Here is a 19,175-nt window from a genome sequence, read left to right as displayed (position 1 = left end):
AACTGCCAACCGGCAGGACAAAACATGAATAAATTGTATCATTTATGCTATACCTTGGCAAATAAGCCAGGATGCGCATACCTTATATCTGCGGTTCCTTTTCGCTGTATTCCGGATGCTGCTTCTGACAATCTTTGCAGTATCCGTAAAACTTAAGCTGATAGTCCACAATATTAAAGCCATTTTTCTTTTTAATCCGGCTTCTTATTTCTTCTGCAAAATCAGAAGTAAATTCGATAACCCGGCCGCATCCAAGACAGATAAGGTGGTGATGGCTGTGAGACAGGTTATGATCATTTAATTCATAACGGCTTCTCCCATCTCCAAAATCGAGCTTTTTCACCAGATCCAGTGACGTAAACAGTTCCAGGGAACGATATACGGTAGCCAGCCCGATATCCGGATTTTCCCCGCGGACCATTTCATATATATCTTCCGCACTGAGGTGATTCTCCTTGCTGGATAAAAATGCCTGAAGGATAATCTGCCTCTGTGTCGTAAATTTATACTTATGTTCTCTGATACGCTTTTTCAGCGTATTCATTACTGTCGATTTTTTCATAGACCAACACCCTTAACTAATGACCTTGTAATAATCGTAAAACCACATATGTCTGATGACTACCTGAAGCACAGCCAGCACCGGAACTGCAATCATCATCCCCAGAATGCCAAACAGGTGTCCCCCGATCAGCACTCCGGCAATGATAGCCACTGGATGCACATTGATAACATGTCCCATTACCTTAGGCATAATCAAGTGAGAATCCAACTGCTGAACAATTATATAGAATACTATAACCTGTGCCATCACATGAGAACTCTGCAGCAGCCCCAGCAGTGCCGGAGGTATGGCCCCGATAATCGGCCCCAGCACAGGGACCAGTTCCATCACACCGGCCAGCAGTCCTATAACTAACGGATAAGGTATGTCCAGGGCCACCATCCCCAGGAATGTAACCATAGCCATAAGAACTGACAAGGTAAGCTGCCCTCGTACATACGCCGAAAGCATACGATAAATTTCCTCCAGCAGGTTAGTCAGATGTCTCTGATACTGCACGGGAAACAATTTCACGAAAGCTTCCTTAAATGCCGAGCCATTCTTAATCATATAAAACGTAATAAATGGCACGACCACCATTTCAATCAGCGTGCTGGCCACAGAGAAAATAGCCGAAATACTGAACTGCGCAATCTGCAATGTATACGAACCAATGTAAGATACCACATTATTGATTACATGCCGCAGTTCCGGTGGAATCAGACGCACATCATATTCCGCTTCCAATGCCGGTATAGCCTGCTGAATTTCCTGCACAATAGCTGGCAACCCATTAATGAAAGATTTAGCTTCGGTAACGAATGGTACCAGTATATGAATAATTACCAGATAAACAAGGGCTATAAACAGCAAAAATGAGAGAATGATGGATATATCATAAGGAAACTTTTTGAGACCTGCTTTCCTCATCAGCGCCTGTATAGAATCTGCTACCGGAGTGAGCAGCACCGAAAGTATGAGCGATATGCTGAACGGATACAAAATCTGCGGCACCAGAATAATCAGGGTAACGATAAAAACTGTCACAGCTATTCTGAGCCAGAATTCCGGACTGTTCTTCATTATAAACCTCCCCTCAGAAAAGGATTATTTATTTTTTCCAGGCCCATTTCAGAATGTTCACCATGCCCGGGTAAGATAATGGCCGAATCAGGAATTATCTGTTTTAGCCGATCCAGACTGTCAGCCAGCTTTTCCTCATCGCCCAGTGGCAGATCACATCGGCCTGCCGAACCTGCAAACAGGGTATCTCCTGAAAACAGCCACTGCCTATCTTCCTGGTAATAACATACACTTCCAGGCGTATGCCCCGGCGTAGCAATCACCTGAAATATACTGTTTCCCAATGAAACGGTATCCCCATCCTGCAGCCAATGGAAAGGTCCATGAATAAACGGTCGCGGCATCCCCATAAAGTCAGAATCCTCATCCCCTTCTTTCTTCAGATAGAAGTTATCTTCCTTTCTGATATACAGCGGAATCTCCTTATACTGCCGCTGAAGTGCAGGAACCCCTGCCACATGATCATTATGCCCGTGGGTAAGCAGAATCTTATCAATGTGAATCTGTTCCCTCGCGGCATAAGCAGCCACCTGTTCCGAACCAAAGGAAGGATCTATGACCAGGCTCGTTCCCGTTTCCTCATCCGTAATCAGATACGTATTATTCCTCAGCGGGCCCAGAACAAAATTAACCACACGCAACATATACTCAGAACTCCTTCTGGCTGTCCAGGAGAATGGTTATCGGCCCCACATTATCCAGCCGTACATGCATCATGGTCTGAAACCTTCCCGTTTCCACATGAAGCCCTGCTGCCCGGCATTTCTGCACTACATATTCATAAAGCCGGTTAGCTTTTTCTGGAAGTTCCGCTTCAAAGAAACTGGGCCGGCGGCCATGGCGGCAATCCCCATACAGTGTAAACTGCGATACGATCATCAGTTCCCCGCCTTCATCCAGAATGGAGCGGTTCATCTTTCCCTGTTCATCCTCAAAAATCCGGAGATTTATTATCTTGTCAGCCAGGTAATCTCCATCCTTTTCTGTATCTCCCTTACGAACCCCCAGAAAGACCAGCAGACCGTTCCCTACATGGCCTGCCTTTTTCCCTTCGGACTCCACGTCACAATATCCACAGCGCTGTACAACCGCTCTCATCTGTCAGTTCCCCTTTCTGCCTTTCAGTCGTTCTACTGAGTGGACACCTTTTACTCTTCTGATTTTCGTCATTATATATTCCAATTGTTGAAGATCCTTGATCTGAATTCCCAGCCGCATGGTGGCCACTCCGGCATCATTGACATTGATATTGGCGGAAGAAACCGATGTCTTGTTATCTGACAGGACGGCCAGTATATCCGCCATGAGTCCGGTGCGGTCATAGCTGACGATTTCAATATTGACCTGGAATGTGCCTGACGTCTGCTTAATCCATGTGGCTTCAATCAGTCGTTCCGGCTCATCAGTATTTACAATATTTGGACAATCCAGCCTGTGTACAGTCACACCACGGCCACGAGTAATATACCCGATGATTTCATCTCCCGGAACCGGGTTGCAGCATTTAGCCAGGTGAACTTCCAAGGAGGATTCGCCTTTGACCAGGACACCGTGGGGAGCAACCTGTTTCTTCTTTGGTTCCGTCTTAAGCTGTTCAAATGCTTTGGCCGATTTAGCTCCCTGAGCTGCTTCTCTGGTTTTGACCTCTTTGTTATATATGTTCATCAGATTGAGGATAACACTCTTTGGTGTAATACCCCCATACCCAACTGCAGCGAACATATCATCAAGAGACTGTACATTGACCCGGTGAACCACTTCATCCAGCCGGTTCCGGCTGGCCAGTTCCTTCCAGTCCTGGTTCATCCGATTAGCTTCTTCAACCAGCAGTCCTTGCCCTCTGGCAATATTCTCTTCCCGGTTTTCATGTTTAAACCAGCTTCTGATTTTACTGCGGCTTTCCGACGCCCCGACAATGTTCAGCCAGTCATAACTCGGCTTAGCGGACTTGGATGTAACGATGGATACAATATCCCCGTTTTTCAGCTTCGTATCCAGAGGCACCATCTTATTGTTGACTTTGGCCCCTACACAGTGATTACCGATTTCCGTATGAATTCGATAGGCAAAATCCAGTGGAATTGACCCCTGCGGCAGGTTAATGACATCCCCCTTCGGAGTAAATACAAAGACTTCGTCAGAGAATACATCCAGTTTCAGCGCATTGACAAATTCCTTGGAATTACTGGTATCCTGCCATTCCAGAATATGGCGGAGCCAGCTTATCTTGGAGTCAAACCGGCTGGCTCCTCCGTTAGCCTTGCCTTCCTTGTAACGCCAGTGTGCCGCTACACCGTATTCAGAAATATGGTGCATTTCCCAGGTACGAATCTGAATTTCAACCGGCTGTCCCTGGGTTCCGATAACGGTAGTATGCAGAGACTGATACAGATTGGGCTTCGGCACCGCAATATAATCCTTGAAACGGTTTGGCAGCGGTTTCCAGAGAGAGTGAGCCAGACCAAGTACGGCATAACACTGTGGAATGGTATCTACAATGACACGGACAGCATACAGATCGTATATCTGAGACAGATCCTTATGCTGTTTTTTCATCTTCTTATAAATACTGTAGAAATGCTTTGGTCTTCCGGTTACCTTGGCTTTAATTCCCGATTTATCCAGATGTTCCTTCAGCACTTTCATCGTTTCTTCAACGATTTCTTCCCTGGCTCTGCGCTTCTGTTTCATCTGGCGGACCAGATCTTCATATTCCTCCGGATGGAGGTAATGGAAACACAGATCTTCCAGTTCCCACTTAATGTTATAAATCCCGAGACGATGTGCCAGCGGAGCATAGATTTCCAGTGTTTCTCTGGCTATACGCTGCTGTTTTTCCCGGCGGAAAACTCCGAGGGTACGCATATTGTGCAGACGGTCTGCCAGCTTGATAACCACTACGCGGATATCCTTGGCCATGGCCAGGAACATCTTACGGAAATTTTCAGTCTGCTGATCCTCTTTGTCCGTATAGTGGAAGCTGGACAGCTTGGTTACCCCATCCACCAGAAAAGCGACTTCTTCGCCAAAAATCTTCGCAATATCTTCCCGGGTATATTCCGTATCCTCTACCACATCATGCAGCAGAGCCGCAATCACCCCCGGCAGATCCATCTGCAGTTCGGCCAGAATATAGGCTACAGACAACGGATGAATAATATAGGGTTCCCCCGATTTTCTTACCTGTTTCCCATGAGCCTGAGCCGCCAGGTTATAAGCTTTATTAATCCATTCCAGTGCCTTAGGGTCCTTGTTATACGACTGCACTTTCTTAATAAGGCGATCATATTCCTCTTTTACTTCGAAAGAAAAATCATGTTGTTTGGCCTTTTCCTTAATATAGTTTTCCTCATTAATCAGAAAATCTGCCAACGTAGACGCCGATGCATCCGTATGAATAGTTTCATCATCCAGCGTCTTTGAAAATATTTCAGCCATGTTTATCTTTTTTGTGGTTTCTGTGGATACATTATTTTTATCCTTATTCATGTCTTCGTTCGTAACAGCCATGATAATCAACCCCTCATTGAATACTTACAATACGTAGATGATGTAAATAAATCCAGCTTCTTCACCGCCGGCTGATACTGGTAATAGGTTTCATTCCCCCTCTGCCGCCGGTTAAGAAGATGTATCTCCTCAAAAACTCTGAACATAAGTTCCACTTCCTGGAAAGAGAAGGACGGTTTAAGTCTGTCTGCCACCTGATGCTGTATTTCCTCTATCGGACCTTCCGAATCCATGACCCGTTTTACTGTTAGATAGAAGGAAACCATCTTGTCCCGGTTCAGGAACGGTTCAGGCCTGATGATGATGTCTTTGCAGATAAGCTGAACATTCTCTCCATACCATTCGTGTATTTCCGCTCGATAGGCAGCGGACACTATATCCCCGTTTCTGCAAGGGGACGAAATACCAGTGTTCCAGAATATGCCCTGCCTGGAAATATTATCCTGTTCGAACATACATTTAAAATGTTTATTGTCCTTCCCCATATGCCTTGTATAATTCACATGCAGGTTTTTGCTGGCAAACAGCGGTCGGGGATTATCGCACCCGCAGGGTTCCAGAATTTCCAGTTCATGAATGAACCGGGGAGTCAGTTCCCGAAGTGGAAGATATTCTTCCAGCTCCAGTTCCGGAATAAAGTCTTCCGGACTGAGCACCCTGGCTGCGTAATCATTGATTGCCTTTCTGAACGCCGGGATGTTTTCTTCCCTGATGCTGAAGCCCGCAGCCATCTTATGTCCACCCAGCTGTATAAGCAATGATTCCTGTGCTTTTAACGCCTGGTAGATATCAAAAGCCGGAATACTGCGGCAGGATCCTTTTCCAATACCATCCTTGATGGTAATCATGAGCACCGGCCGGTTATACTGCTCCAGAATTCTGGATGCTGAAATTCCGATAACTCCAGGGTTCCACCCGTGACCATCAATCACCATGACATCCGCCTTTTCCGCATTCAGCTGATGCAACCGCCGGACAGCCTCTTCATAGATTCCCTTTTCAACAGCCTGGCGCTTCACATTTATCTCACACAGATTGCGAGCAATATGTTCTGCTTTTTCGCGGGAATAACTGATAAGAAGGTCCACCCCCATCCGGGCATGGGCAATGCGTCCTGCGGCATTAAGCCGTGGCGCCAGTCCAAAGGACACATCTTCCACAGAAATCGGTTTGTCCTCCCCCGGTTTTACAATGCCCGCTGCCCGGAGCAGAGCGGCCAGCCCGGGAATCTGTGTATACCGCATCTTCCGGAGCCCTTCTCTCACAAGGATTCGATTTTCTCCGGTAAGGGAAACCACATCGGCGATGGTGCCCATCGCTACCAGTTCCATATCCTCTTCATAGGCTTCGTTATGAAGAGTCAGAGCCAGTGCCCGGCATACCGTATAGGCCACTCCACATCCTGCAAGTTCTTTATAAGGATATCTGCAGTTCGTCTGATGGGGGTTCAGCACCGCTATAGCATTCGGTATCTTTTCCGGAACCAGGTGATGGTCCGTAACAATGATATCCATAGTTTCAGGAGCCTGCGCAATAATATCAGCGGCGGCAATACCATTGTCCACAGTAATAAGCAGTTTACACCCCTCTTCTGCCAGCTTCTGTACCGCAGGCAGGTTCAGGCCATATCCTTCCGTTTCTCTGGCAGGAATATAAAAGCGGACATCCGCCCCTTCCCTTTTCAGAAAACGGTACAAAATGGATGTAGCCGTTATGCCATCTACATCATAATCCCCGTAGATAACCAGGGGTTCTTTTTTCTGTAATGCCAGAATTATCCGGTCTACCGCAGCCTGCATCCCTTTCATTAGAAATGGATCTGACAAATCAGCCGGCGTATCATAGCAGAAATGTTTCAGCTTATCTTCAGTGTCTATCCCTCTTCGCAGAAGGATACCCGCCACCAGCGGAGAAATTCCATGTATTGAAAAAAAAGCAGGAATTTCATTATCCTTCCCTGCTGATGCAAACTTCCATATATATTTACCTTGCTGTTTATCTGTTTCAGGTTTATTTTGCATATGCATACCTCTGTCGTTAATCACATCCTTATTTTATCACTTTTCTTTCTCATTCTCTACAAGATATTATCATTTTCATTATCACGCAAAAAAAGCCTCATCGCTGTATTTTTGATGAGACTTTTTACTGACTTCTCAGCTTTTATATCCGGTTATTTCCATGCCAGCTGCATAACTTTCTTGTATTCGTGGTTGAGATGATCTACCACTACATCCAGTACAATGCGTACGACCTTTGGGTCAAAGCTTTCCTGTGTGCTTGGCATGCATGCATCGAGAAATAAATCCCCATCATCTGTTGCTGCATACTTGAACACCTTATAGCTTCTGTTCATCTGATTCATGAAAGAATCAAAGTCCGCACGGTTATTTTCCTTGATAATATGCTGTCCCACAAATACACGGATAATAGTGTAAATGGTCCGGTCAGTAATTACATTCACCGGAAGCTGCTGTCCTTCCACCTGAATATTGGAACGAAACAAAACCGTCTGATTTTCATCCCCCTTATCAAAACGAGTAAAGAAATTCAGATTGTTATCTTTCAAATATTTCTCAAAACTATCAGCCTTTTTATTTACTATAGTCTGTTCTGCCATACCCAACCCTCCGTTGTTAATAAATTCTATTATTATTATAACAGAATACTGCCACGATAAAAGCCCCTCTTTTCCTTTTTACCGGGATACTACAGGAATATCTTATACCCCTTACATAGATAATCTCCATATTGACACCATATAGATGTCTTTCTATAATAAAGCCAGCTAAATTAGTTCTATATCGTATTAATTTAGCTTTATATTAACAGCATGCGGTTTTGAAGAGAGAGAGAGTCAACATGGAACTGAAAAATACACTGGGCTACCTTCTGGCTCAAACCGCCAGAAATATCCATGTGAGAATGAATGATTTTTTCAGTGGCTACGGCCTTACGCTGGAACAATGGACTGCATTGAAGCTGATAAAAGAAAACAGCCCACTTTGTCAGAAAGAGCTGGCCAGGCTGAATCATAAAAGTCCAAACACCATTAAAGCGTTAGTCGACCGTCTCCAATCCAAAGGACTTATTCATCGTGAGGAAGACCCATCAGACAGGAGAAACCTTATATTATCGCTTACTTCTGAGGGAGAAACCCTGGTCGCGAGGATTTCCCCTATGGAAGATAAAGCCAATGCACTGCTGGAGTCCCCACTTACAAAAGAAGAAAGAGTACTTATGAAAAAGCTGCTGAAAAAAATGAATTCTTAGATTCCTGCTATCTTCTTACTTCATTAATCATGTGCATACATGTATAAGTTCAGCTACAGCTGCAAGGAGAAAATCATGGCATATTACACAAGCAACGCAGAACATCCGATTGACATCCTCAATATTAAAGGCCTGGAAGCCAGAGTGAAAGCCCGCATGGAACCAGGCGCCTTTGGCTATATCCGTGAAGGCGCAGAAGACGAATGGACATTAAGAGAAAACACCCGCTCCTTTGAAGACAAATATATTGTTCCACGGGTGCTTCGCGGCATTTCTCATGCCGACCTTTCTACTTCTATTTTTGGAATCCCGTTGTCCACTCCGGTCATTGAAGCACCTTCCGCCGCCCATGGACTTGCCCATGTAAAAGGTGAAGTAGATACTGCCATCGGAGCTGCAAAGGCTGGTACATTGTTTGCAATGAGCACCTACGGCAGCACAGATCTGGAAGAAGCAGCTAAAGCAGCACCGGGCGCACCACAGTTCTTCCAGATTTATATGAGCAAGGATGATGGCTTCAATGAATTTCTTATCCGGAAAGCTGTACGCGCCGGAGTAAAGGCCATCATCATGACGGTTGATTCCACACTGGGTGGCTACCGTGAAGAAGACATTGCCACTCATTTCCAGTTCCCGCTGCCAATGCCCAACCTGGCAGCCTATGGCAATGCTGACGGAAAAGGCAAGGGCATTTCTGAAATTTATGCAGCCGCAAAGCAGGACTTCGTTCCTTCCGATATTGGCAAACTGAAGCGCCTTTCCGGACTTCCGGTTATTGTCAAGGGCATTCAGTCCCCCGAGGACGCATTAATCGCTCTGGATGCAGGTGCTGATGGCATCTGGGTTTCCAACCACGGCGGCCGCCAGCTCGACGGTGGCCCGGCTTCCTTCGCCGTACTTCCTTCCATTGCCAAAGCAGTCAATAAGAGAGCTCCCATCATTTTCGACAGCGGAGTAAGAAGAGGCAATCACGTATTCAAAGCCCTGGCCAGCGGTGCCGATCTGGTAGCCATCGGCCGTCCGGTCATTTATGGTCTCAATCTGGGCGGAGCGGAAGGAGTAAAATCTGTATTCGACCACTTCAATAAGGAACTTTCCATTACCATGCAGCTGGCTGGAACTAAAACCATTGAAGATGTGAAGAAGACCGAACTGATTTAATCTGAAACTCATTTCTATCAATTCATGCTAGATATACCAGACAGAAAGGAGAGTCGCATAGCGCGGCTCTCCTTTTTCTGTTAATTTCGTTTACACGGTGCGTTCCAGATTTCTCTTTCTATAATAATTCACCCATTGCAATACAGTTTATTCGTAACTCACATTCCCCAGCCTCCTTTATCCCCTGCGAAGGATTTCTTCTCCATTGTACGCCCCTTACACAGCAGCGCTGGCCCCGGATTTTATCTCCATCAACAGGCCGTTACTGCTGAATCAGATAATAACTGATGAATGTAACTGGTTACTCCATATGCCGTTAGATATGGCCCTGCTGGTAAAAATAAATGCCGACAGCACAGAAAAACTCCAGTACCATCAGCTTCTTCCGGCTTTTTATGAATACAGCCCTTTAAGAACTTCTATATCTATTTTGAGCTCCTTATCTCCCTTTTCCACATATGCCAAAACCTTGACCCCTGTCAGTTCTTCAATCATAAATGCATTGTCATCCTGCATATAATCCCCCGGCAGATACTGATTAAAAATCACTCCAGCGACAGGAATATTCCGCGCGTTCAGATGTTCAATAGTCAGTACGGTACTATTGATAGTTCCCAATCCTGCATCGGCAACTATCACTACCCCCAGATTCAGTTTTTTTATCAGATCATCCAACAGCATATGCTGCTGATTATCCCATCGAAGCGGGCAGATGATACCTCCGCTTCCTTCCATGGTCAGATAGTCGTAACGGCCCCTTGCCCTTTCAAAATCTGATTTCACTTTGTCAAAGTCAATCGGCCTGTGGTTTATTTTAGCGGCCAGATGTGGAGATACCGCTTCAGGATAGACATAAGTAACCAGATTTTTAACAGATTCATCCATCTCTGCCACATGCCTGACATAAAGCGCATCACCTGGCTGCAACATGCCATCTTTATCATGAATGGCTCCGGATAGAGCTGCCTTATAGTAGCCTCCATTCAATCCTGCCTGACGAAGTTTTCTGACTATCAATCCTGTTACATACGTTTTTCCTACATCCGTCCCTGTCCCTGTAATAAACAATGCCTTTCCCATCCAGTATCCCTCCTCAAACATTTCGGTACAGCTGCATACTTTTGTGGAGTCCTGCTGCATATCTTCTCGTTTTTACAGAATACCCCGTTATACTTATATTGTCAACCAAATTTATGTATTAAAGTTTACTTTTGAAATCTTGAGCAAGTAATACTTACCTGAAAAATCCATCACCATAGATCTTTGAAAAAATTTATCCACAACAAAAAAGCCATGAGAACTTCTTCCTCATGACTTATGTGTTTCTGGCGGAGCAGGTGGGATTCGAACCCACGGAACCTTACGGTTCAACTGATTTCGAGTCAGCCCCGTTATGACCACTTCGATACTGCTCCATTATATCCTCCGGGCAGAAAAAAATCTGTCCATGATTTCCCTTGCCTCTGTTGCCATGACACCACTTTTCACTGTAATCTGATGATTTAATGCTTTCCCATCACAGAGTTTCCATACGGAGCGAACGGCTCCATATAATGCATCATCTGCACCATATACGATGTGATCTATTCTGGAATTAAGCAGTGCGCCAGCGCACATTGGGCATGGCTCTATAGTAACATAAAGCGTACACCCGGTCAAACGCCACCGTTTCAGGCGAGAAGCCGCTTTTCGAAGGGCAATGACTTCCGCATGCGCGGTAGGATCCTTCCGTTGTTCCTTCTCATTATGCGCAGTGGCCACAATAACTCCATCACACACCACCACCGCCCCAATGGGAACTTCCCCTTCCTTATACGCCTTTTCAGCTTCAATGAGAGCCAGTTCCATGAATTCTCTGTCTGTCATTCCTTAGTCCTGTTTCTCTGTTTCATAGGGCCAATTTAAAATACCCCCGAAATTATATACATGTTTGTATCCAAGTGCTGCCAGCCGGGATGCTGCCTTAGCACTTCTTGCCCCACTTCGACAGTAAGTCAGTATTGGTACATTGATATCCGGAAGATTTTCCGGCCTGCCATTTCCAATGGTCCCCAGCGGAATAAGAATTGCTCCAGGAACATGGCCTTCTGCATATTCATCCGGTTCCCGCACATCTACAACCATAACCTTCTGTTCTTCCATCATGATTTTAGCTTCCTGTGGTGTAATATTTTTATATGATTCCATAAATGTTCCTCCTTGCCTGTATATTTCATTATACATTAAATATATTTTGTTTAAAAACATATTAATGTCTTCTGTTCTCTCACTTCTGTATTATTTCCACACTTTTCTGTGCCTTGAAAAAGCCTTCTCCCCACGTCTATAATGAGAATATCCATAATTTTCTGTACATTATTGAACAGAGTTTAAAATAAAGGGAATAATTATGACAACAGCTGCTGTTTTTGACATTATAGGCATTATTGCATTTGCCTTTTCCGGTGCCATAGTAGGAATTATAAAGCGCATGGATATTTTTGGAATAACTGTCCTTGCCGTCCTCACAGCCGTTGGTGGCGGAATTCTCCGCGATGTTCTGGTAGGTGTCATCCCACCGACCACCTTGGTACATCCTTATGGATTCATACTATCTATCATAACTTCCCTGTTTGTATGTTTTCTTTTTGAAACCGTAAAATTCAGTCGGAAGGGAAAACGGATTATTGCCATAGTCTATAATATTTCAGATACACTGGGTTTGGCATCGTTCACCGTGACCGGGGCCGTTACCGGCCTTACCTTGTATCCTGAAAGTTCAATAATCCTTCCGGTAACTCTGGGGCTTATTACTGCCATTGGCGGTGGTATTTTTCGGGATATACTGGCACATCGCGTTCCCGTAGTCCTGAAAACGGATTTTTATGCTTTTGCATCCATATTGGGCGGCATACTGATTGTCTGTTTATGGGAACCACTTGGCTCAGCCATCGCATCCTGGTGCTGTTTCCTGTTTGTTACCCTTCTCCGTGTATTAGCCATCCGTTATGGCTGGCAGCTGCATCATCCGCGTCCTAGACATATTTATTTCAAACTCTGAATTCGGGAGGTTAATCTTGAGAATTATAAAATCCTTATTTAGTGCAGCAACGGCTGCTGCCTGCGCTCTTACCTGTCTGTCCGTTTCTGCCCAAACCATACTACTGGTTCCACAGGATAATCGACCGGTAAGCCTTGCTTATACGGTGTCCACCGCTGAACATGCGGGATACCAAGTGCTGACTCCACCGGAGTCCATCCTTTCCGGTTCCAATTATAAGGGAAACGCAGACAGAGTCTGGAGCTGGGTAGAAGATAATATTTCCAAGTCAGATGCTGCCATTCTGTCCACAGACACTCTTATTTACGGAGGCCTGGTAGATTCCCGTAAGCATAATGAATCTCTGGCTACCCTGCAGAGCAGAGAAAATCGCATTGAACTTCTTCACAAGAACAATCCTAAGATTCCCCTTTATGGTTTTGGAACTATTATGCGTTCTCCTTATGCCTCAAATTCCGGAGTAGAACCGTATTATTACGGGACCTATGGAAATAAGATTTATCAGATTTCTATCCTCCAGGATAAACAGGACCAAGGCACTATTACCGATAAGGAAAAGGCGCAACTGACTTCACTGAAGCAGTCCGTACCGGTAGAATATCTTCAGGACTGGTTTGACCGCCGACAGAAAAACAATACCATCAATAAGGAATTAATCCAGGATGTGAAAAATAACACCTTTACCTATTTTTGCCTCGGTCATGATGACAGTTCTGAATATTCACAGTCCGCCATGGAATCCAGATATCTGGCCAAAGATGCCAAAGGTCTGAAGTCTACACGGTATGGCTCCTTCCCCGGTGCCGACCAGCTGGCTCTCCTTCTGATTGCCCGGTACTATGTGGATTCCAATAAGCTTCACCCCACCTTTGGCGTGATTTATCCTCTGGGCCGCGGCGAAGAAACCGTCCCCAGCTATGAAAGCCAGCCAATTGGAAAGACCATTAAGGAACATATCGAAGCCGTCAATGGAACCATTACAGACAATGCCAATCCGGATATCATGCTAGCCATAAATACTCCGCTCTTTAATACGAAGGAATCCGGACGTTTTGAAAACTTCAGCATGAAAAAGCAGAGCACTATAGACTTCGTGGACACTATTAAGAAATATGCGGACAGTAATGTCCCTGTATCCATTGTGGATGTATATTTTAATAACGGATCAGACAATACCCTGATGAGCCTGCTCTCAGAAAACGACCTGCTCTATAAGGTAGCCGCATATAATGGCTGGAACACGGCAAGCAATACGATTGGTTACGCCATCGCGCAGGCCATACTGGCTCCGGCCATGAACGAACAGGCACACAAAGACATGCTTCTGGAACAATATCTGGACAACTGGGCTTATCAGGCCAATGTTCGTAAGAATCTCTACCGCATGGAAAGTTCGTACCCTGCCACCGGAAATCAGAAGATTTCTCCCGTAATTCGTGAGGAAATGGTAGCGGAGCTTCAGGACTTTGCGCAGAAGAAAATGGGTGTAGATCCGCAGACTGTATATGCAGACTTCCCATGGGACCGTTTCTTTGAAATTCATGCCTATGTATCGGATACTCCATCTTATGAACATATCCTGACTCTGGCGGAAAAGCAGCGCATAGCGGAAGAAGAAGCAAAAAAGAAAGCAGAAGAAGCCGCTGCCGCACTGGAGAGCACAGAACAGCCTTCTCAGGTTGTGGATGTACAGTGGAATTAATCCCCTACCGCACGCAAAACAATATACAGAACAGAAAAGCACTCCGGTTTCCTGTCAGATATCATCATACATTCTGCACAGGAAACCGGAGTGTTTTGACTTTACAGGACATTATTTAAAACAGACTCATGAAAACAAAGCCACAAAGAATTCAGTCAGAATCCTCCTTCAGGGTTTCTCTTTGACTAAACTGACAGTTAAAAAAGGACTTCCTAATCTAAATGGAAGTCCTTTTTGCTGGCCGGAGTACATTATCAGATAAAAAGAACATCAGCGAAAAAGATACCAAAGGGAAAAGTACGAATCGTTGTTCCTCTTAAAAAGTTATGATTACCGGCAGTATTCTTAATCAAGCTTTGGGACTGATAGAGAAGCCTTGGGGTTCCCAGTCCGATGTCTGACTTCTTATTGATGACCTTTATCTCATCTCCCGTTCCGATACCAAAATCCTCCCTTCTCCACATGAATTAACAGACAGAAAAAATGCAACCCGTATAAGCTGCATTTTTTCTGTCATATAGAGATATGTCAGATGGCCTGTTTCCCATCCGGCAGTCCATGCCCATCCCAGGCAATAAACTGCGGTTCTTTTTATTTCCGGTCGTACAGGAATATCCTTAATCCGTGCCATTACGCAGGCCAATCATTGCGCGTCTCACCGTACTCCATCATTTTTGATTTTCCCCACAAAACCAACTACACTTAAGGTAAAAAGTGATTAGAAAGGAAGTGCTTCTAATGAAAACCACATGTAAAGCGGCTGGCCTTTTCCCTCATCCGCCTGTCATGATTCCAGAGATTGGAGGCAGGGAGCTTTCCCGTATGGCCCTCACCATAAAAACAGAAGAGGAAGCAATGCATAAAATGGTTTCTTCAGGTATAGAAACTGTGATTATCATTTCTCCGCATAATCTCTGTTTTCATGATGGTCCCGCTCTTTTCCTGGCCGATTCTATCTCCGGAAATCTTTCCGATTTTGGATATCCCCAGCTTTCCATGACTCTTTCTATAGACCGCATGCTGGCAGAAGCTGTCCTGCAGGAAGCAGCCCCACTGATTCCTCTGCACCGGGTAGACGAAGCGGAGGCCCGCCGGTACAACCGCACTCTCACCATAGACTGGGGTACTTTTGTTCCTATGTACTATCTGCAGAAAGCAGGATTTAAAGGAAAAGCTGTCATGTTTTCTCCCTGTTTTTCCAATTATGAAATAAACGAAATTCTCGGTACCATAGTGGAACGCACCGCTGCCAGACTGGGGCGGAAGATTGGAGTCATCGCTTCCGGTGACCTCTCTCACCGGCTGACTCCGGAGTCTCCTAACGGTTATACGGAGAAGGGAATACTTTTCGATAAAGCAGTCATGAACGCCCTGAGAAGACGGGATAAAACTCCTCTCACATCCATGACTCCGGAGTTCATTTATGAAATTGCCATGTGCGGCCTGCCTTCTGTTTATTTTCTCTTCGGCATTCTGGGCCAAAGAAAAGCGGACATGCCCTGTTTCTCCCATGAAGGTCCTTTTGGCGTCGGATATGGAATCTGCCTTTATCTTCCCCACGGAGAAGATGAAAAAGAACCAGTCCATGATGTACGTGTAAAGCTGGCCCGCGAAAGTATACGTTACTTCCTGGAACACGGAACCATTATGGATACTCCGTCCCCGCTTGCACCAGATCTGGAAAAAAGGGCCGGTGTCTTTGTATCTCTCCACAAGTACGGCGCCCTCAGAGGCTGTATTGGAACTTTCCTTCCCTGCTATAAAAACACAGCAGAAGAAATCATCCATAATGCAAGAGCGGCTGCCATGGATGACCCCAGATTTCCTTCTCTCACTGCACATGAGTTGGACGATTTAGACATTTCTGTCGATATTCTCAGCTCTCCCGAGCCGGCTGCAATTACAGACCTTAATGTCAAAAAATACGGCATCATCGTAGAAAACGGGAACCGTCGCGGCCTTCTTCTTCCTGCTCTTGACGGCGTTAACTCACCAGAACAGCAAATAAACATCGCCAGAAGAAAAGCTGGCATAAGAAACGATGAACCGATAAAACTCTATCGATTCACCGTAAAGAGATACTTTTAATAACTGGTTATTCATCAGGAGATAACTATGGAATCAATTTTATATGATAAGAAAGAAAATGGCGTCTGCATCTGCCGCGTCTGTCCACGGCAATGCCGCATTCTTCCGTCTCGCAGAGGATGGTGTCGCACACGGTGGAATGATCATGGCATGTTGAAAACATTGAACTATGGCCTTATTACATCTGCTGCTCTGGATCCTATTGAAAAGAAACCTCTGGCCTGGTTTCACCCCGGAAGCCGAATCCTTTCTCTGGGGAGCTGGGGATGCAATATGAACTGCACTTTCTGCCAGAATTTTGAAATTTCACAGAAAGAAGCGGAAAGCAGGAAACTCTCTCCTGAAAAAGTACTACGTCTGGCCCAATCCCTTACTGTGGAGGGAAACATCGGGGTCGCCTGGACGTACAATGAACCTTCCCTTTCTCTTGAATTCATACGGGACACAGCTCCTCTCATCAAAAAGGCGGGGATGGTTAATGTAATGGTTTCTAACGGTTTTATCAGCAGTGAAGCACTGGATATCCTTCTCCCTCTCATAGACGCATGGAATATCGACCTGAAAGGCTGGGACCCAGATTTCTACAGAAATATCTGTGGTGCTGCCAGAAAGCCTGTGTTGGAAACCATCCAACGCACTGTCGGGAAATCGCATGTAGAACTCACCAATCTTGTAATTCCCGGAAAAAACGATGACCCTGCCACTTTTGAAGAAATGGTGAAATGGATCCGTTCCCTGAATCAGGATATACCTCTTCATATTACCCGTTTCTTCCCCTGCTGGCACTTAACCGATTGTCCACCTACACCGCTTTCCACCCTGGTATCTCTTGGGCAGATAGCACGAAAATACCTATCTCATGTTAAAATAGGAAATGTATCCGAAGAAGAGCTGGACGAATACCAATGGGTAAATCGATAAAGCATTAATACCAGAAAAAATGAGCTGAATCCTGAACGTTCAACTTTCAAACCGGTTGATTATCTTTTAAAGGAGGAATTCTTATGCTTCCCAAAATCCCATCTAAAATCATTGAAAACGCCAACGGCGGTAAAGGTCACATCATTCTCCAGCCTGTCACCATCCCGGACGCTTTAAAAGAAAAATGCCGTCTCTATGTAAAGGCTACATTGGAAAAAGGCTGCTCCATGGGTGTGCACCAGCACAAGGGAGATGGAGAAATCTACTACATCCTTTCCGGCCATGGTCTCTACACTGATAATGACACCACTTACGAAGTCAAGCCTGGTGATGCCATGTTCTGTCAGAATGGAAACCGCCATGCTCTGGAAAATATCGGTGATGAAGACCTGGTGTTCATGGGCCTTGTTATTTACGACAATTGATATGCATACAAAAAGCAGCGCCCCAAAGCGCTGCTTTTTTATTGCCAGGAATCAGTTTTTTCTCTCAGTGGTTATTCATTGATGGCAAGATGTGTATTTCTCTCATCCAGAATATGGGCGGTTGTGGAAATGCCGAAACATTTCCATAATCCATTGACCAGTGCTTTCGCCACATTATCTGCCGTCTCATAAGGCAGGTCCCCCAGAATTTCCGATACAAAGAATACATTCTTCGTCTTTTCATTTAACAGCAGGTGTTTTGCCTGCTTCCACACAAACTGACGGGTGACTATCTGATTTCCATCAGCATAGCTTACTTCCCCAGCAGGAACATTTATTTCTTTCTCTTCATCCAGAGCCATAAACCGGTCTCCTTCCCTGGATAACCGCAAAGAAAGTCCTTCCTGCATCTGATCAATATCAAACCCACCTGCTGGCACTATATGCGATAAAGCAATAGAATTATAAAAATCGACCAGAGGAATAATATGAAAAGGTTCGCCTCCCTTTCCTGCTCTGCGAACCATGGATTCTATAGAATTTGGAAATTTTTTCCGGGATACACCAATAGCCTTCAGCCGTGCCACCCACGGTTTGATATTCGGATGGGACTGCGGATTTCCATACTGGACAGACGCCTTCCCTGCAACACTCCACCCTTCATGAAGCATATGTTCAATAGCTTCTTTGTTAATTTTTCCAGAATCAATGCCTTTGGCAATCACACAAACAAAACGTATCCCGGGAAAAAGCTTAAATATTTCACTATCCACACAAAATTCCATAAGAAACCTCCATTATTATATAGATTTTTTATAATATAAGTCACAATACAAATAATAGTCAAGGTAAGAACGCAGATTTCTGACTAAAACAAACCTGGAGATTGGACATTGTGCACTATATTAGAATATGGTCTTCCAGAGAGGAAAACGTGCTGCATGCTTTCCTTTGCTATACAGACAGGTTGGAGGTATGTGGTTGGAGGGTGGATAAGGAACGTTTTTATAAAAAAGGCCATAGAGTAACATCCGTCTGTTTTCCTGTATTCAAACATAGAGGAATTCATTATCCCACGAAGTTTGCCGGTCTCTCTCCAGAACGGGAAACGTTTTGCATACTTCCGTTAATCAGCTTTCGCATACTAGCCCAGAAGCGGCCTGGAAGAATAGGCACAAAGACAAGGGATTGTCTTCGTGAGCTGCACTCCTTAACGGTCTCAAAATCTGAAAATTTCTATATTCAGAAGGTGCCGCTGGGACGTTAAATTGTCCATAGGATGGTCTGAAAAAGTAGAACCGCAGGGGGATTTTCCTCCTGCGGTTCTACCCTCCCAGGACTTCCCAGCAAGTACTTTCGGCCCCATTTGGTAAATCGGAGACGATTTCAGCCCGCCTGCTGCTTCACTGCTGGTAAATCCGATGCCAG

The 19,175-nt window shown here is 45.1% G+C and carries 19 protein-coding genes and 1 tRNA gene; 7 read left to right on the top strand and 13 right to left on the bottom strand.

The features are described 5' to 3' along the window. Positions 1-82 precede the first annotated feature (82 nt). The 7 genes from BLQ79_RS02055 to BLQ79_RS02025 form a co-directional block, all read right to left on the bottom strand. The gene (locus BLQ79_RS02055; protein ID WP_091363330.1) at positions 83-562 is read right to left on the bottom strand and encodes a Fur family transcriptional regulator; all 480 of its coding nucleotides are present in this window, start codon (positions 560-562) and stop codon (positions 83-85) included. A gap of 12 nt (positions 563-574) precedes the next feature. Further along, positions 575-1,627 carry an AI-2E family transporter gene (locus tag BLQ79_RS02050; RefSeq protein ID WP_091363328.1) on the bottom strand — a complete coding sequence of 351 codons (1,053 nt, stop codon included), beginning with the start codon at positions 1,625-1,627 and terminating at the stop codon, positions 575-577. Next, positions 1,627-2,271 (bottom strand): MBL fold metallo-hydrolase, encoded by a 645-nt coding sequence (locus tag BLQ79_RS02045; RefSeq protein ID WP_091363326.1) that lies wholly within the window; start codon positions 2,269-2,271, stop codon positions 1,627-1,629. Before BLQ79_RS02045 ends, BLQ79_RS02050 begins: the two co-directional genes overlap by 1 nt. Before the next feature lie 4 nt (positions 2,272-2,275). Beyond that, positions 2,276-2,725, bottom strand: coding sequence for a D-aminoacyl-tRNA deacylase (gene dtd, locus BLQ79_RS02040; protein WP_091363324.1), 450 nt, complete (start codon positions 2,723-2,725; stop codon positions 2,276-2,278). Between the two features lie 3 nt (positions 2,726-2,728). Next, positions 2,729-5,137, bottom strand: a complete 2,409-nt coding sequence (locus tag BLQ79_RS02035) for a RelA/SpoT family protein (RefSeq protein ID WP_407639615.1) — start codon at positions 5,135-5,137, stop codon at positions 2,729-2,731. Positions 5,138-5,142: 5 nt separating this feature from the next. Continuing rightward, positions 5,143-7,158, bottom strand: a complete 2,016-nt coding sequence (gene recJ / locus BLQ79_RS02030; protein ID WP_091363322.1) for a single-stranded-DNA-specific exonuclease RecJ — start codon at positions 7,156-7,158, stop codon at positions 5,143-5,145. A gap of 152 nt (positions 7,159-7,310) precedes the next feature. Further along, positions 7,311-7,757, bottom strand: a complete 447-nt coding sequence (locus BLQ79_RS02025; RefSeq protein WP_091363319.1) for a histidine kinase — start codon at positions 7,755-7,757, stop codon at positions 7,311-7,313. A gap of 242 nt (positions 7,758-7,999) precedes the next feature. Here BLQ79_RS02025 and BLQ79_RS02020 point away from each other — a divergent pair, with 242 nt between their 5' ends. Together BLQ79_RS02020 and BLQ79_RS02015 are read left to right on the top strand one after the other, a co-directional pair. Next, positions 8,000-8,410, top strand: a complete 411-nt coding sequence (locus BLQ79_RS02020; RefSeq protein ID WP_091363317.1) for a MarR family winged helix-turn-helix transcriptional regulator — start codon at positions 8,000-8,002, stop codon at positions 8,408-8,410. 75 nt (positions 8,411-8,485) lie between these two features. Further along, positions 8,486-9,571 carry a lactate oxidase gene (locus BLQ79_RS02015; protein WP_091363316.1) on the top strand — a complete coding sequence of 362 codons (1,086 nt, stop codon included), beginning with the start codon at positions 8,486-8,488 and terminating at the stop codon, positions 9,569-9,571. A 393-nt stretch (positions 9,572-9,964) separates the two neighbouring features. Here the strand turns inward: BLQ79_RS02015 and bioD are convergent, their stop codons facing one another. From bioD to BLQ79_RS01995, 4 genes are all read right to left on the bottom strand, one after another. Continuing rightward, positions 9,965-10,651, bottom strand: coding sequence for a dethiobiotin synthase (gene bioD, locus BLQ79_RS02010; RefSeq protein ID WP_091363313.1), 687 nt, complete (start codon positions 10,649-10,651; stop codon positions 9,965-9,967). Between the two features lie 246 nt (positions 10,652-10,897). Further along, positions 10,898-10,986 (bottom strand) — tRNA-Ser (locus BLQ79_RS02005). Position 10,987: 1 nt separating this feature from the next. After that, entirely contained in the window at positions 10,988-11,437 is a 450-nt protein-coding gene (gene tadA, locus BLQ79_RS02000; protein WP_200779810.1) for a tRNA adenosine(34) deaminase TadA, read from the bottom strand. Between the two features lie 3 nt (positions 11,438-11,440). Further along, the gene (locus BLQ79_RS01995; protein WP_200779809.1) at positions 11,441-11,758 is read right to left on the bottom strand and encodes a rhodanese-like domain-containing protein; all 318 of its coding nucleotides are present in this window, start codon (positions 11,756-11,758) and stop codon (positions 11,441-11,443) included. A gap of 202 nt (positions 11,759-11,960) precedes the next feature. Here BLQ79_RS01995 and BLQ79_RS01990 point away from each other — a divergent pair, with 202 nt between their 5' ends. From BLQ79_RS01990 to BLQ79_RS01965, 5 genes are all read left to right on the top strand, one after another. Beyond that, positions 11,961-12,611 (top strand): trimeric intracellular cation channel family protein, encoded by a 651-nt coding sequence (locus BLQ79_RS01990; protein WP_091363311.1) that lies wholly within the window; start codon positions 11,961-11,963, stop codon positions 12,609-12,611. Between the two features lie 16 nt (positions 12,612-12,627). Beyond that, positions 12,628-14,313: a DUF4127 family protein gene (locus BLQ79_RS01985; protein ID WP_234944890.1), complete on the top strand. Its 1,686-nt coding sequence runs from the start codon at positions 12,628-12,630 to the stop codon at positions 14,311-14,313. A gap of 738 nt (positions 14,314-15,051) precedes the next feature. Continuing rightward, a complete protein-coding gene (amrA, locus tag BLQ79_RS01975; protein WP_091363300.1) occupies positions 15,052-16,401 on the top strand; it encodes an AmmeMemoRadiSam system protein A in 1,350 nt (449 codons plus the stop codon). Positions 16,402-16,428: 27 nt separating this feature from the next. Next, positions 16,429-17,322: an AmmeMemoRadiSam system radical SAM enzyme gene (gene amrS, locus BLQ79_RS01970; protein ID WP_091363297.1), complete on the top strand. Its 894-nt coding sequence runs from the start codon at positions 16,429-16,431 to the stop codon at positions 17,320-17,322. 83 nt (positions 17,323-17,405) lie between these two features. Beyond that, complete coding sequence (locus BLQ79_RS01965; protein ID WP_091363295.1) at positions 17,406-17,747, top strand: cupin domain-containing protein; 342 nt, start codon at positions 17,406-17,408, stop codon at positions 17,745-17,747. Positions 17,748-17,818: 71 nt separating this feature from the next. On the opposite strand, the gene BLQ79_RS01960 is transcribed toward BLQ79_RS01965, so the two are convergent. Beyond that, a complete protein-coding gene (locus tag BLQ79_RS01960) occupies positions 17,819-18,532 on the bottom strand; it encodes a B3/B4 domain-containing protein (protein WP_091363292.1) in 714 nt (237 codons plus the stop codon). Positions 18,533-18,966: 434 nt separating this feature from the next. Further along, positions 18,967-19,175, bottom strand: a 209-nt coding sequence (locus BLQ79_RS08345; RefSeq protein WP_234944889.1) for a hypothetical protein, incomplete at its 5' end; no start/stop codon positions are given.

It is taken from the genome of Dialister histaminiformans, from assembly GCF_900103425.1.
Classification (GTDB): domain Bacteria; phylum Bacillota; class Negativicutes; order Veillonellales; family Dialisteraceae; genus Allisonella; species Allisonella histaminiformans.
The sequence above is the reverse complement of the archived record's forward strand: the minus strand, read 5'-3'. Positions and strand labels throughout refer to the sequence as shown.

Excerpts from the sequence above, each read along its gene's own strand:
- BLQ79_RS01960 (WP_091363292.1), bottom strand. The coding sequence starts at position 18,532 with ATGGAATTTTGTGTGGATAGTGAAATATTTAAGCTTTTTCCCGGGATA.
- BLQ79_RS01990 (WP_091363311.1), top strand. The coding sequence starts at position 11,961 with ATGACAACAGCTGCTGTTTTTGACATTATAGGCATTATTGCATTTGCC.
- recJ (WP_091363322.1), bottom strand. The coding sequence starts at position 7,158 with ATGCAAAATAAACCTGAAACAGATAAACAGCAAGGTAAATATATATGG.
- amrS (WP_091363297.1), top strand. The coding sequence starts at position 16,429 with ATGGAATCAATTTTATATGATAAGAAAGAAAATGGCGTCTGCATCTGC.
- dtd (WP_091363324.1), bottom strand. The coding sequence starts at position 2,725 with ATGAGAGCGGTTGTACAGCGCTGTGGATATTGTGACGTGGAGTCCGAA.
- BLQ79_RS02025 (WP_091363319.1), bottom strand. The coding sequence starts at position 7,757 with ATGGCAGAACAGACTATAGTAAATAAAAAGGCTGATAGTTTTGAGAAA.
- bioD (WP_091363313.1), bottom strand. The coding sequence starts at position 10,651 with ATGGGAAAGGCATTGTTTATTACAGGGACAGGGACGGATGTAGGAAAA.
- BLQ79_RS02035 (WP_407639615.1), bottom strand. The coding sequence starts at position 5,137 with ATGGCTGTTACGAACGAAGACATGAATAAGGATAAAAATAATGTATCC.
- BLQ79_RS02050 (WP_091363328.1), bottom strand. The coding sequence starts at position 1,627 with ATGAAGAACAGTCCGGAATTCTGGCTCAGAATAGCTGTGACAGTTTTT.
- BLQ79_RS01965 (WP_091363295.1), top strand. The coding sequence starts at position 17,406 with ATGCTTCCCAAAATCCCATCTAAAATCATTGAAAACGCCAACGGCGGT.
- BLQ79_RS01995 (WP_200779809.1), bottom strand. The coding sequence starts at position 11,758 with ATGGAATCATATAAAAATATTACACCACAGGAAGCTAAAATCATGATG.
- BLQ79_RS02015 (WP_091363316.1), top strand. The coding sequence starts at position 8,486 with ATGGCATATTACACAAGCAACGCAGAACATCCGATTGACATCCTCAAT.
- tadA (WP_200779810.1), bottom strand. The coding sequence starts at position 11,437 with ATGACAGACAGAGAATTCATGGAACTGGCTCTCATTGAAGCTGAAAAG.
- amrA (WP_091363300.1), top strand. The coding sequence starts at position 15,052 with ATGAAAACCACATGTAAAGCGGCTGGCCTTTTCCCTCATCCGCCTGTC.
- BLQ79_RS02020 (WP_091363317.1), top strand. The coding sequence starts at position 8,000 with ATGGAACTGAAAAATACACTGGGCTACCTTCTGGCTCAAACCGCCAGA.
- BLQ79_RS02055 (WP_091363330.1), bottom strand. The coding sequence starts at position 562 with ATGAAAAAATCGACAGTAATGAATACGCTGAAAAAGCGTATCAGAGAA.
- BLQ79_RS02045 (WP_091363326.1), bottom strand. The coding sequence starts at position 2,271 with ATGTTGCGTGTGGTTAATTTTGTTCTGGGCCCGCTGAGGAATAATACG.